Source organism: Bacillus sp. GW821-FHT01G09, assembly GCF_059422205.1.
Genome location: NZ_JBWKWL010000002.1, coordinates 1,027,226 through 1,042,097, shown reverse-complemented (window position 1 = coordinate 1,042,097; position 14,872 = coordinate 1,027,226). Strand labels below are relative to the sequence as shown.

The 14,872-nt window shown below is 46.6% G+C and carries 1 protein-coding gene and 1 pseudogene; both read left to right on the top strand.

The window, feature by feature from the left end:
• Positions 1-4,042, top strand: a pseudogene (gene ppsC / locus AC07VD_RS10495) (plipastatin non-ribosomal peptide synthetase PpsC); the annotation flags it as partial.
• Between the two features lie 25 nt (positions 4,043-4,067).
• Positions 4,068-14,867: a plipastatin non-ribosomal peptide synthetase PpsD gene (gene ppsD / locus AC07VD_RS10490; RefSeq protein WP_494724394.1), complete on the top strand. Its 10,800-nt coding sequence runs from the start codon at positions 4,068-4,070 to the stop codon at positions 14,865-14,867.
• The last annotated feature ends 5 nt before the right edge of the window (positions 14,868-14,872 follow it).

The window sequence follows — 14,872 nt, the reverse complement described above, 5'->3', positions numbered from 1 at the left end:
GGGACTGCGCATTCAATATAAAGACTATGCCGTATGGCAAGAAGGATTTAAAACAGGAGATGCGTACAAAACGCAGGGGGCGTACTGGCTGAAGCAGCTCGAGGGCGAGCTGCCTGTGCTGGATCTTCCGGCTGATCATGCCCGCCCGCCTGTGCGAAGCTTCACGGGTGACAAGGTCTCATTTACGCTGGATCAAGAGGTTACATCAGACCTTCACAAGCTGGCACGAGAAAACGGAAGCACACTGTACATGGTGCTCCTTGCGGCTTACACCGCGTTCTTGTCACGCTTAAGCGGACAGGAAGATATCATCGTCGGCTCGCCAATTGCCGGCCGGCCGCACAAGGATCTTGAGCCGATACTCGGCATGTTTGTGAACACGCTGGCGCTTCGGACGCGCCCGGAGGGCGGGAAGCCGTTTGTACAGTATTTGCAGGAAGTGCGTGAGACAGCATTGGAAGCCTTTGAGCACCAAGATTACCCGTTCGAAGAGCTTGTTGATAAGCTTGAATTGACACGGGATATGAGCAGAAATCCGCTGTTTGACGTAATGTTTGTTCTTCAAAACATGGATCAGGAATCGTTGGAGCTGGATGAACTTTGTCTCAAACCTGCAGCAAACAATGGGCATCAAACGTCCAAATTTGATTTAACCCTATATGCCCAGGAACAGCCCCACGGTTTGCTGACGTTCCAAATGGAGTTTAGTACTGACTTATATAAGAAAAAAACGATAGAAAAGTGGCTTCAATACTTCATCAATATGTTACTCTCCATCATCAAAGACAACAAAGCCGCTCTCGGAACAATAAATATCCTGAATGAGGATGAGACCCATTACCTTATCCACGAGCTCAATCGTACAAAAATAGATTATCCAAGAAATGAAACCATCAGCAGACTCTTTGAAATGCAGGCTGAACAAACGCCTAATGCTGTAGCAATTGTCAGCGACACCCAAGTATTTACTTACGAGGACCTGAACAGCTGGGCAAATCAAATTGCCTCAGTTCTACAGATTAAGGGCGTAGGGCCTGATAGTGTTGTAGCCTTGTTGACAGGCAGAACACCAGAACTCATTGCAGGAATGCTGGGCATTCTGAAAGCCGGGGGAGCCTATCTGCCTATTGCTTCTGATCTGCCTGTTGAACGAATAGCTTATATGCTGTCAGACAGCGGGGCGGCATTACTCCTTCAATCTGAAAAAACAGAAAAACAACTATTAGACATTGAATGCGAACAAATCATAATCGAAGATATTCAAAAGCAAGGAAAAACGAAGAACGTTGATTCTTCAGCAGGGCCACATTCACTCGCATATATCATTTATACCTCTGGATCAACCGGTAAACCAAAGGGTGTCATGATTGAGCAGCGAAGTGTAATTCGTCTTGTTAAAAACAGCAATTATATTACATTTACACCTGAAGACCGCCTTCTGATGACATCATCAATCGGTTTCGACGTTGGGTCATTTGAAATTTTTGGACCGCTGCTAAATGGTGCCGCTTTGCATCTGTCCGATCAACAAACATTTCTCGATTCCCATCAGCTTAAGAGGTACATAGAACATCAAGGAATCACAACGATTTGGCTGACATCTTCTCTATTCAATCATTTGACAGAGCAAAATGAACAAACATTTTCACAGCTGAAACATTTGATTATTGGCGGAGAAGCTTTGTCGCCGAGCCACGTCAATCGAATCAGAAATGTCTGCCCTGAAGTATCTATATGGAATGGATATGGCCCTACCGAAAATACAACTTTTTCGACATGCCTTCACATTCAAAAAACATATGAACTTTCCATTCCGATCGGGCGGCCGGTTGGTAATTCCACCGCTTATATCTTAAATCAATGGGGAGTGCTGCAGCCGGTCGGAGCTGTCGGTGAACTTTGTGTCGGCGGAGATGGCGTCGCCAGAGGATATTTGGGCCGTCCTGATTTAACGAAAGAGAAATTTGTCCCACATCCATTTGCACCTGGCGATCGACTGTATCGCACAGGTGATCTGGCACGCTGGCTTCCTGATGGCACAATTGAGTACGTTGGCCGTATTGATGATCAAGTAAAAGTCAGAGGCTATCGGGTGGAGCTGGGTGAGATCGAATCAGCACTTCGTCAAATAGACGGGGTCAAAGAAGCCGCAGTGTTAGCACGTACAGCCCAGACCGGGAGCAAAGAGCTGTTTGGCTATATCAGCGTAAAAGCAGGCACGAATGCTGAACAAGTGCGTTCACTTCTCGCGCGTTCGCTGCCAAACTATATGATCCCGGCGTACATTATTGAAATGGAGACTCTTCCGCTCACATCAAACGGCAAATTGAACCGAAAAGCACTTCCTGAACCAAATTTCACATCTAAACAAACGTACGCTCCGCCTCGAAATGACCTTGAAGACCAACTTGTGTTGATCTGGCAGGAGGTTCTCGGCATCCAGAGGATCGGAATAGAGGATTCGTTTTTTGAATTGGGCGGAGATTCAATCAAAGCGCTTCAAGTTTCTGCACGCCTTGGGCGCTATGGGCTAAGCTTGCAGGTAAGTGATTTATTCCGTCATCCAAAGATAAAGGACTTATCACCATTTATCCGTAAGTCAGAGAGAATCATAGAGCAAGGACCCGTTCAGGGAGACGTTCCTTGGACGCCTGTTCAGCAATGGTTTTTTTCACAAGATATTGAAGAAAGACACCATTTCAATCAGTCTGTCATGCTATTCCATTCTGGACGTTTGTCTGAAAACGCCCTTAGACCAGCCTTGAAAAAACTGGCGGAGCATCATGATGCGCTTCGGATGGTTTATCGCAACGATGGCAGGCGATGGATTCAAATCAACCAAGGCATTCATGAGTCACAGCTATACAGCTTAAGAACCTCTGATCTTTCACAGTCAGAAAGCGGCTGGGAGACGCAAATCAAACAAGAAGTTGCAGATCTTCAGCAAAGCATCAATTTGCAGGAAGGGCCATTGTTGCACGCCGCTTTGTTTAAAACACTGACCGGAGATTACTTGTTCCTTGCGATCCATCATCTTGTCGTTGATGGTGTCTCATGGCGGATTTTGCTGGAGGATTTGTCAGCCGGATATCAACAAGCTGTTGCAGGCCAGACGATCCAGCTTCCGCCTAAAACGGATTCCTACCAGGAATACGCAAGACGCATACAGGAATATGCCCAAAGCAGTAAGCTGATTCGCGAAGAGGCGTATTGGCGAACAGTAGAAGAACAGCAAGCCGCAGAACTGCCATATGAAATACCGCATCATCTGAACATCGACTCCAGCAAAAGGGATTCATTAAGCTTTTCACTGACTGAAGCAGACACCGCCGTCTTGCTGCAAAACGTCAATAACGCCTATGGCACAGATACACAAGATATTCTGTTAACCGCAGCATCCTTGGCGATTTGTGAATGGACAGGAGGAAGTATGCTCCGTATCGCTATGGAAGGACACGGGAGAGAACACATTCTGCCAGAGTTAGATATCAGCAGGACGGTCGGCTGGTTTACATCCATGTATCCGGCCCTCATAAGCTTTGAAAATCATAGGGATGAGCTCGGAACCGCAGTAAAAACCGTTAAAGATACACTGGGCCGGATACCAAACAAAGGGGTAGGTTACGGTATGCTGAAATACCTTACACACCCTGAAAATAAAAGCATTACGTTTTCAAAAACACCTGAAATCAGCTTTAACTATTTGGGCCAGTTCAACGACATCGAAAGACAGGACACCTTCCGCCCATCAAGCCTTGGTAGCGGAAAGGATATCACTCATACATGGAAGCGCGAGCAAATCATCGAGATGAGCGCAATGGCAGCAGACAAAAAGCTCCATTTCAATCTTAGTTATCCGCCAGCCCGCTTTCACAGAAACACAATGGAGCAGCTTATTAACAGGATTGAACACTTTTTGCTGGACATTATGAAACACTGCGCCGGTCAACAGAAAGCAGAAAAGACACTGAGCGATTTCAGCAGTCAATCATTAACGGCTGAGGACTTGGACAGCATATCCAGCTTGGTGGAAGAATTGTAGAAAATCGTGACAGGGAGACATGAACATGACAAAAGCGAATTCAATTCAGGATATTTATCCGCTGTCTTACATGCAGGAAGGGATGCTTTTCCATTCCCTCCTGCAAAAAGATTCACAGGCGTATGTTGAGCAAGCTTCTTTTACAATAGAAGGAAAAGTCAACCCGCAGTTTTTTCAAAACAGCATCAACGCTCTTGTAGAAAGACATGATATTTTCAGAACGATTTTTATCAGCCAAAATGTTTCCTCCCCTCAGCAGGTTGTTCTGAGAGAACGAAATGTCATCGTACTGGAAGAAGACATTACTCATTTAAACGAGGCGGAGCAATCACAGTTTATCGAGCAATGGAAAGAAAAGGACCGGGACCAGGGGTTTCATTTGCAAAAGGATGTGCTCATGCGCATCGCTGTGATTCAAACAGGAGAGAGCCAGTACTCTTGCATTTGGACCTTTCATCATATCATGATGGACGGTTGGTGCCTCAGCATTGTGCTAAAGGAGTTTCTGCATATTTACGCATCTTATGTAAATGCATCCCCAATAACATTGGAGCCGGTCCAGCCATACGGAAAGTATATCAAATGGCTGATGGAGCAAGACAAAGAGCAGGCAGTTTCTTATTGGGACCATTATCTTTCCGGCCACGAACAGCAAACCGTGCTCCCGAAGCAGAAAAAAACAAAGGGAAAAAGCAGGCAGGAACACGTTACATTTTCATTCTCTAAGGAAGAAAGCAGCAGGCTTTCAGAGCTTGCTGCTAGAGAAGAAGTGACACTCAGTACGATTTTTCATACCATTTGGGGCATTCTGCTACAAAAATATAATAATAACGATGACGCCGTATTCGGTTCTGTCATTTCAGGAAGACCCGCAGAAATCGAAGGCATTGAACATATGGTAGGTCTTTTCATTAATACGATGCCGGTTCGGGTACAGGGGGCAAAAACGCCTTTTCTTCAACTTATAAAAGATATGCAAAAAGACCGTCTTGCCGCTGAAGCGTACAGCTACCACCCTTTATATGAGATTCAATCCCGCTCAGCTGTTAAGCAAGGGCTGATTGATCATATTCTCGTATTTGAAAACTATCCGGTGCAGCAAGAGATTCAAATGCTGAACAAACAGGAACATGCTTCTGATCTTTTTCAGATTCATAATTTCACTGTCGCAGATGAAACCAACTACAGCTTTTATCTTATGGTGGCGCCAGGGGAAGAAATTCATATCAAAATGAACTATGATGCGGAGCGGCACGATCGGTCTTTTGTGCTTTCTGTCAAAGAGCATCTTCTGAATGCTGTATCACAAATCTTAAATAATCCGAATCTTCCACCTGAAGAAATCGATATCACGACAGATACTGAAAAGCGGCAGCTGATTGGAGAAATCACAGATCGAACACCAGTTTACGAAACCATCCATGCCATGTTTGAAAAGCAAGCGGAAAAGACACCAGATGCTCATGCTGTAATTGATCAAGCCTGCTCATTAACATACAAAGAACTGAATAAAGCGGCTAACAGATTGGCACGGCATTTACGAATGAAAGGCGTTGTGAGACAGGAACCCGTTGCGATTATGATGGAACGCTCTGCAGCGTTTATCACCGGCGTTCTTGGAATCTTGAAAGCAGGCGGCGCCATTGTTCCGGTTGATCCGCATTACCCGGCTGACAGAATCCGTTATATTCTGCATGATTGCGGCTGTTCGCATGTTGTTTCACAAGCGCATCTTTCCTCATCGTTAGAAGACAATTACATTATCACTCATCCAGAAGATATCGAAAGCAAAGTAGACGGCAGTAACATAAAGTCAGTCAACAATGCTGACGATCTGCTGTATATGATTTATACATCAGGCACAACAGGTAAACCAAAGGGTGTTCAATTTGAGCATCGAAACATGGCTAACTTGCTGAAGTTCGAATATACTCACTCCGGCATTGACTTTGAAGCAGATGTTCTGCAATTTGCTACACCTTCCTTCGACGTCTGCTATCAAGAAATATTTTCTGCGCTTCTGAAAGGCGGCACACTCCACATCGTGCCAGAAGCCATAAAAAGAGATGTGCCTCAGCTGTTTGCATTTATAAACAAGCATCAGACGAATATTGTGTTTCTCCCAACTGCTTTTATCAAAATGATTTTCAGCGAGCGAGAACTTGCGAACTCGTTTCCTGATGGCGTCAAACACCTGATCGCAGCCGGGGAACAATTAATGATTTCAGACCTTTTCCAAGATGTGTTGCGTGAACGCGGCATACACCTGCACAATCATTACGGACCTTCAGAAACTCATGTGGTATCTACGTATACCATTCATCCTGGAGACCCTATTCCTGAGCTTCCGCCAATCGGTAAACCGATAGGCTGTACTGATCTATATATTTTGAATCATCAAAAACAGCTTCAGCCATGCGGCGTACCAGGCGAACTCTATATTTCCGGCGCAAGTGTTGCCAGAGGATATGTCAATCACGATAAACTGACAAGCGACAAATTTTCATCCGATCCATTCAAGCCTGGTGTGATCATGTACCGGACAGGTGATTTGGCCAGACGGCTTGAAGACGGCAACATCGAATATATCGGACGGGCAGACAATCAAGTGAAAATCAGAGGTTATCGAATTGAGCCGCAAGAAATCGAAGTCACGTTAATGAATCACCCGGACATTAGTGAGGCTGCCATTCTCATCTGGCAAGATCAAAACGGTGAACATGAATTATGCGCTTACTATTGCAGTGTACAAAAGCTGAACGCAATAGATTTACGCAGTTATATGGCTAGTGAGCTCCCAGAATACATGATACCGGCGAAATGGATATGGGTTGACAGCATACCTCTTACCCCAAATGGAAAAGTAGATCGCGCAGCACTTCCGGGGCCAGATGCTTCAATCAGCGGAAACCCATATACTGCCCCTCGAAATCTGTTAGAGGCAAAGCTTTCACAACTATTTGAAGATGTACTGAATAATGGCCATATAGGCATCCAAGACAACTTTTTTGACCATGGCGGCCACTCGTTAAAAGCAACAGTGCTTATGTCACGGATCGCAAAGGAATTCCATGTGCAAGTTTCGCTTAAGGACATCTTTGCTCATCCGACTGTTGAAGGATTAGCTTCAATCATTCGAGAGGCAGAACAAAATCCGTATGCAGCAATTGAACCAGCAGAAGAAAGGGGTACATATCCTGTATCTTCGGCCCAAAAACGAATGTATGTGCTTCAACAGCTTGATGAGGGTGTCGCCTATAACATGCCTGCGGTCTTAGAACTGGAAGGTGCACTGGATGTCGCCAAACTGTCTGCTGTATGTAAAGAACTGATCAATCGGCATGAGCCGCTTCGAACTTCCTTTGTATCCGGAGCTGATGACGAGCCGGTTCAGCGTATCCACACCGAAGTGCCGTTTACGTTAAGTAAAGAGACCACTATCGAGGGATTTGTCCGTCCCTTTGATCTCAGCCAGGCGCCATTATTTAGAGCAGGCCTTATAGAAGTGTCAAACGAGAAGCATGTATTGCTGGTAGATATGCACCATATCATTTCAGATGGTGTATCCGTTCAGCACCTAATCCGAGAATTTACCGATCTTTATGCAAACCGGCAGCTTAAGCCATTGCGGATCCAGTATAAAGATTACGCCGTATGGCAGCAGAAATTTAAAAAGGGAGACTCGTACCAAAAGCAGGAGACTTACTGGCAGCAGCAGTTTAGCGGGGACCTTCCTATACTGGAGCTTCCGACAGATAAACAACGTCCGGCAGAACGGCAATTCATAGGCGGAAAAGTAACCTTTCAATTGGACAAAGAGATCACGGCCCGCATAAAGCGGCTCGCCCATAAAAACAGAAGCACGCTTTATATGACGCTTCTCGCTTTGTATTCAGCCTTTTTGTCTCGGTTAAGCGGTCAGGATGATATCGTGATTGGTTCACCTATCGCCGGGCGGCCCCATGCCGACCTTGAAGCTGTTCTTGGGATGTTCGTCAATACATTGGCTCTCCGCACACGCCCGGCGGGTAATAAGACATTTGAGGAATTTCTAAAAGAAGTCAGACAGACGGCACTAGAAGCGTATGAGCATCAGGATTACCCGTTTGAAGAGCTTGTGGACAAACTCGGTGTGCAGCGGGAAATGAGCCGGAATCCTTTGTTTGACACAACGCTAGTCCTTCAGAATATGGAACAGCAAAAGCTAAAAATGAATGATGTACAGCTTCAGTGGAACGACTTGGAGCACCCAATATCAAAATTTGATATTTCCCTATACGTTACAGAGCATGATTCCGAGCTTTTCTGTCAGTTTGAATACAGTACAGCTTTGTTTGAGAAAGAAACCATCCAAAGGTGGGCCAGCCTTTTCACCACGCTTGTGGAACATACAGCTGCCAGCCCTGAAACAGAATTGGACGATATTCCAATCTTAACAAAAGAAGAAGAGAGAGATTTCATTGAATCATGCCATCCGTATGAGGAGACGGGCTATTCAATGAATCAAACGCTCCACTATGCACTCGAACAGCAGGCAGCAAAAACGCCTGATCAGGCGGCCGTTATCTTCGAAGATGGAGTGATGACCTATAAAGAATTGAACGAACAGGCTAACCGTATCGCCTGGGAGCTAATTGGACGGGGGGTAAAACCCGAAACGACTGTTGCCATTATAGGAAAGCGTTCACCTGAAATGCTGCTTGGCATTTATGGCATTCTTAAAGCTGGCGGCGCTTATCTGCCCATCGACCCGGATTATCCGGAAGAACGAATCAGCTTTCTGCTGGAGGACAGCGGTACAAACATTCTCCTGCTTCAGTCTGCCAGCCTTCATATTCCGGCATTTACAGGAGAGATTGTCTATCTCAATCAGACAAATAGCGGACTGGCACATCGTTTGTCCAATCCGAATGTGAACGTTCTCCCGCAATCTTTAGCCTATGTCATCTATACATCCGGCTCTACCGGGATGCCTAAGGGTGTTGAAATTGAACATCGATCAGCGGTGAATTTTTTGAATTCCCTACAGTCCCGCTATCAGCTAAAGCATTCAGACATGATTATGCACAAAACATCCTATTCATTCGATGCTTCAATATGGGAGCTGTTTTGGTGGCCTTATGCCGGAGCTTCTGTTTATCTGCTTCCTCAGGGAGGCGAAAAAGAACCTGAAGTGATCGTGAAGGCCATAGAAGAACAAAAGATCACAGCTATGCATTTTGTGCCTTCAATGCTCCATGCATTTTTAGAACATATAAAATATCGCTCTGTACCGATTAAGACAAACAGACTCAAGCGAGTGTTTTCTGGGGGAGAACAGCTGGGGACCCATCTTGTCTCCCGATTTTACGAGTTGCTTCCAAATGTTTCAATAACCAATTCCTATGGGCCAACGGAAGCAACCGTAGAAGCTGCATTCTTTGATTGTCCGCCACATGAAAAACTTGAACGGATTCCAATTGGAAAACCTGTTCATCATGTCAGATTATATATCCTGAATCAGAATCAGCGGATGCTGCCTGTTGGATGTATCGGCGAACTATACATTGCCGGAGCGGGTGTTGCCAGAGGTTATTTGAATCGGCCGGCATTAACGGAGGAGCGTTTTCTTGACGACCCGTTTTACCCGGGTGAACGCATGTACAAAACAGGAGACGTGGCGCGCTGGCTCCCTGACGGGAATGTTGAATTCCTCGGGCGTACGGATGATCAGGTGAAAATCCGCGGCTACCGGATTGAGCCGGGAGAGATTGAAGCGGCACTAAGAAGCATAGAAGGCGTAAGGGAGGCGGCCGTTACCGTACGGACAGACAGCGGCGAGCCGGAATTATGCGCTTATGTAGAAGGGCTCCAAAGAAACGAAGTGCGGGCACAGCTTGAGAGACTGTTGCCGGGCTACATGGTCCCAGCCTATATGATAGAGATGGAACAGTGGCCGGTTACGCCAAGCGGAAAGCTCGACCGAAACGCCCTGCCAGCTCCTGACGGAGCGGCAGATGCGGAGACCTACACAGCGCCGAGAAACGTGACTGAGATGAAGCTTTCTCAGCTGTGGGAGGACGTGCTGAAAAATGGCCCTGTCGGGATTCACGACAACTTTTTTGACCGCGGGGGACATTCCTTAAAAGCAACGGCGCTTGTCTCACGGATCTCAAAAGAATTCGATGTACAGGTGCCGCTAAAAGAGGTGTTTGCCCATCCGACAGTAGAAGGGCTGGCTACCGTTATCCGTGAAGGAACGGACAGTCCATATGAAGCGATTAAGCCCGCTGAAAAACAGGAAACCTATCCGGTTTCCTCTGCCCAAAAGCGGATTTATGTCCTTCAGCAGCTGGAGGACGGAGGGACAGGCTACAATATGCCGGCTGTGTTAGAGCTCGAAGGGAAGCTCAACCCTGAAAGGATGGACAGAGCTTTCAAAGAGCTGATCAAGCGCCACGAGTCGCTTCGGACCTCCTTCGAACAGGACGCAGGAGGCGATCCGGTGCAGCGCATCCATGACGAGGCGCCGTTTACGTTACAGACTACAGTTCTCGGCGCACGAACCGAACAGGAGGCCGCAGCCGCATTTATCAAACCGTTTGATCTCAGCCAAGCGCCGCTGTTCCGTGCCCAAATCGTAAAGGTATCAGATGAGCGGCACCTGTTGCTGGTTGATATGCATCACATCATTTCAGACGGTGTTTCCGTCAACATTCTGATTCGGGAATTCGGCGAGCTGTACAATAATCGGAAGCTTCCGGAACTGCGCATTCAATATAAAGATTATGCCGTATGGCAAGAAGGATTCAAAACAGGAGACGCGTACAAAACGCAGGGGGCGTACTGGCTGAAGCAGCTCGAGGGCGAGCTGCCTGTGCTGGATCTTCCGGCTGATCATGCCCGCCCGCCTGTGCGAAGCTTCGCGGGTGACAAGGTCTCATTTACGCTGGATCAAGAGGTTACATCAGGCCTTTACAAGCTGGCACGAGAAAACGGAAGCACACTGTACATGGTGCTCCTTGCAGCTTACACCGCGTTCTTGTCACGCTTAAGCGGACAGGAAGATATCATCGTCGGCTCGCCAATTGCCGGCCGTCCGCACAAGGATCTTGAGCCGATACTCGGCATGTTTGTGAACACGCTGGCGCTTCGGACACGCCCGGAGGGCGGGAAGCCGTTTGTACAGTATTTGCAGGAAGTGCGTGAGACAGCATTGGAAGCCTTTGAGCATCAGGATTACCCGTTCGAAGAGCTTGTCGATAAGCTTGAATTGACACGGGATATGAGCCGAAATCCAGTGTTTGATGCGATGTTAGTTGTTCAAAATAATGATTACGAGCCATTGGATCTTCATGATTTGCAAATGAAGCCGGCACAAGTTTCTCATCTCGTTTCTAAATTCGATTTGACACTACAGGCATCTGAGGGCGACGAAAATATTCATTTCCTTTTTGAATATTCAACCGCATTGTTCGAGAAAACCACCATTGAACGCTGGGCATCGCATTTAACAAATGTACTTAGCATCATCGGTAAAAACCCGGAGGTGACACTTAACCAGATCGACATCCTGACCCAAGAAGAGCGGCACCAGCTGCTTAATGAGTTTAACACCGGGCAAGCGAATCAATACGGAGTTCAAACAATCAGTCAATTGTTTGAGCAGCAAGCTGCACGAACACCAAAAGCTTCTGCACTTGTCAGCGGAGACAAAACACTGACGTATCAAGAGTTGGACGAGTGGTCCAATGGAATCGCACGTGCATTGCGCAGCCGAGGTGTTAAGCCGGACACACCAGTAGGCATCATGATGCATCGTTCGTTCAGTATGATAGCATCCATACTTGGCGTGTGGAAAGCCGGAGGCTGTTACGTTCCCATTGATCCTGAATACCCGACAGAACGGAAACGCTATATCCTCAGCGACAGCGGAACGAAACTGCTGATGACAATAAATGAAGCGGATCGGGGAGTAATTGCTGACTTTGAAGGAGAGATCTTGACGATAGAAAGCGTAGAGGAAGACGACAAATCGCCGCTGCCGCAAATGTCGTCTGCCCATCATTTGGCTTATATCATTTATACTTCTGGAACGACGGGCCGTCCAAAAGGGGTAATGGTCGAGCATAAAGGTATTGCCAACACTCTTCAGTGGCGGAGAAACGCTTATGCATTCAACGAGACAGATACCATTCTGCAGCTCTTTTCTTTCTCATTTGACGGCTTTATAACTAGTATGTTTACACCGCTTTTGTCAGGTGCAAAAGCCGTTTTGCTTCATGAAGAGGAAGCGAAGGATATTCTGGCCATTAAGCATCAGCTGTCTCGTCAACGGATTACACATATGATTATTGTGCCTGTTTTATATCGAGCGCTTTTGGACATAGTGCAGCCGAAAGATGTAAAGACACTTAGAGTCGTCACACTGGCGGGAGAAGCGGCTGACCGCGAATTGATCGACCGCAGCTTAGCTATATGTCCGCATACCGAACTCGCCAACGAATATGGACCGACAGAAAACAGCGTGGCGACTACCGTCATGAGACATATGGAAAAGCAGGCATACGTAAGCATCGGCCAGCCGATAGACGGGACTCAAGTGCTGATTTTAAATAGCAATCATCAGCTTCAGCCAATCGGTGTTGCGGGAGAGCTTTGTATAGCAGGAACAGGGCTTGCAAGAGGGTACGTTAATCTTCCAGAACTGACAGAGAGAGCATTCACGCAGAATCCATTTAAACCCGAAGCACGAATGTACCGAACAGGAGACGCCGCCAGATGGATGGCCGACGGTACACTCGAATATCTCGGAAGAATCGATGATCAAGTCAAAATCAGAGGATACCGTGTAGAAACGAAAGAAATTGAATCGGTCATCCGGTGTATAAATGGTGTAAAAGACGCCGCAGTAGTTGCTCATGTAACAGCGTCAGGACAAACCGAATTAAGTGCTTATGTGGTGACAAAACCAGAGTTGAGCACAAATGCTGTACGCTCAGAATTACAAAACAAGCTGCCGGTGTTTATGCACCCTGCGTTTATTGAAAAACTGGACTCACTTCCATTGTCACCAAACGGCAAGCTGGATCGCGGAGCACTTCCAAGACCTGTACACAATCGCGAAGGTGAACGTCCATTCCTCCCGCCAGCCAGCAAAATGGAACAAATACTGGCGGATATATGGAAGGATGTACTGGGTGCAGAAAAAATCGGAACAGCTGATTCGTTCTTTGAACTTGGAGGAGATTCGATCAAAGCGTTACAGGTATCTGCGCGGCTTCACCGGATAGGCAAGCAAATGGCAGTGAAAGATTTGTTTAGCCATCCGACCATTCAAGAATTGGCAGCTTATATCCGTGATTCAGATACAAGTTCCAGCCAAGCTGCGGTTGAGGGAGACGTACAATGGTCGCCTGTTCAAAAATGGTTTCTTTCTCAAGATATAAGAGAAAAACACCATTTTAATCAGTCCGTAATGCTGCATCGAAGCACCTCTGTACAAGAAGACGCACTGCGAAAAACGTTAAAAGCAATAACGTGTCATCATGATGCGCTGCGAATGGTGTTTACACAGAATGAACAAGGAAAGTGGGATCAATATAATCGGCCGCTCAGTCATTCGGACGACGCGTTGTACGGCCTTCAGATGATTGATTTATGCACTGATGGAAATAGAGCGTATGAGCCTATTATCAAACGCCATGTACTTGATATTCAGCAGAAAATGGATTTGAAGAATGGTCCGCTGCTGCAAGCCGGTCTTTTCCACACAATTGACGGTGATTTCTTATTTTTATCGGCTCATCACCTCGTCGTTGACGGCATCTCATGGCGGGTTCTGCTTGAAGATTTGGCTTTAGGGTATCGCCAAGCTGCTGGCGGGGAGGATATCAAACTGCCGCCTAAAACAAGCTCGTTTAAAGCGTATGCGAAAAAGCTCTCTGACTACGCTGAAAGCCAGCAGCTAATGAAACAGCTCAAGTATTGGCGCGAAGCCGAAGAGTATCAAACAGAGGCATTGCCTTTTGATCAAATCGATGGAACTAGAGCACACGAGGGACAACGGTCCACAATTTCGTTTACCTTAAACGATAAAGAGACAGCAGTACTCTTAAAAGACGCCAACAGCGCATATAACACTGATACGCAGGACATGCTGCTCGCTTCTGTCATTCTTGCGCTGCGCCATTGGACCAATCAATCCGCCTTCAAACTATCATTAGAGGGCCACGGGCGAGAGGATGTATTAAAAGGAATAGATGTGAGCCGGACGATTGGATGGTTTACCGCCATTTATCCGTTATTGATTAAACTGAACGCAGACTTGCCAGATTCGGAAGAAAGCATGGTTCATGTGCTAAAAACAACAAAAGATACATTGAGACGTGTACCTGACAAAGGATTCGGCTACGGTGTCATCAAATATTTGACTCCGCTCGGCAAAAAAGACATCAATTTCACAGGTGCACCAGAAATCAGCTTTAATTATCTTGGTCAATTTGAAAGCGGCCGCACAGCTGAAGTACCTGAGGAGGACGCCTTCTCATTCTCTCCGCTGGGTGCCGGAGGTGATATCAGCACAACATGGAACCGTGAACAGTCGCTGGATATCAGCGCAATCGCTGCAGAAGGAAAATTGACTGTCAATATGACTTATGACAATGCCCGCTTTCAGCGCAAAACCATCGAACAGCTTAGCGAAACATGCCGTCAATTTTTATTACAGCTGATCGAACACTGCCAGAACAAAAGAGAAACAGAAAAGACGATCAGCGATTATGATGATCAAGAACTGACCGAGGACGCGCTGCAAGAGATCGCTGATATGCTCAGTTTTCACTAATGAAT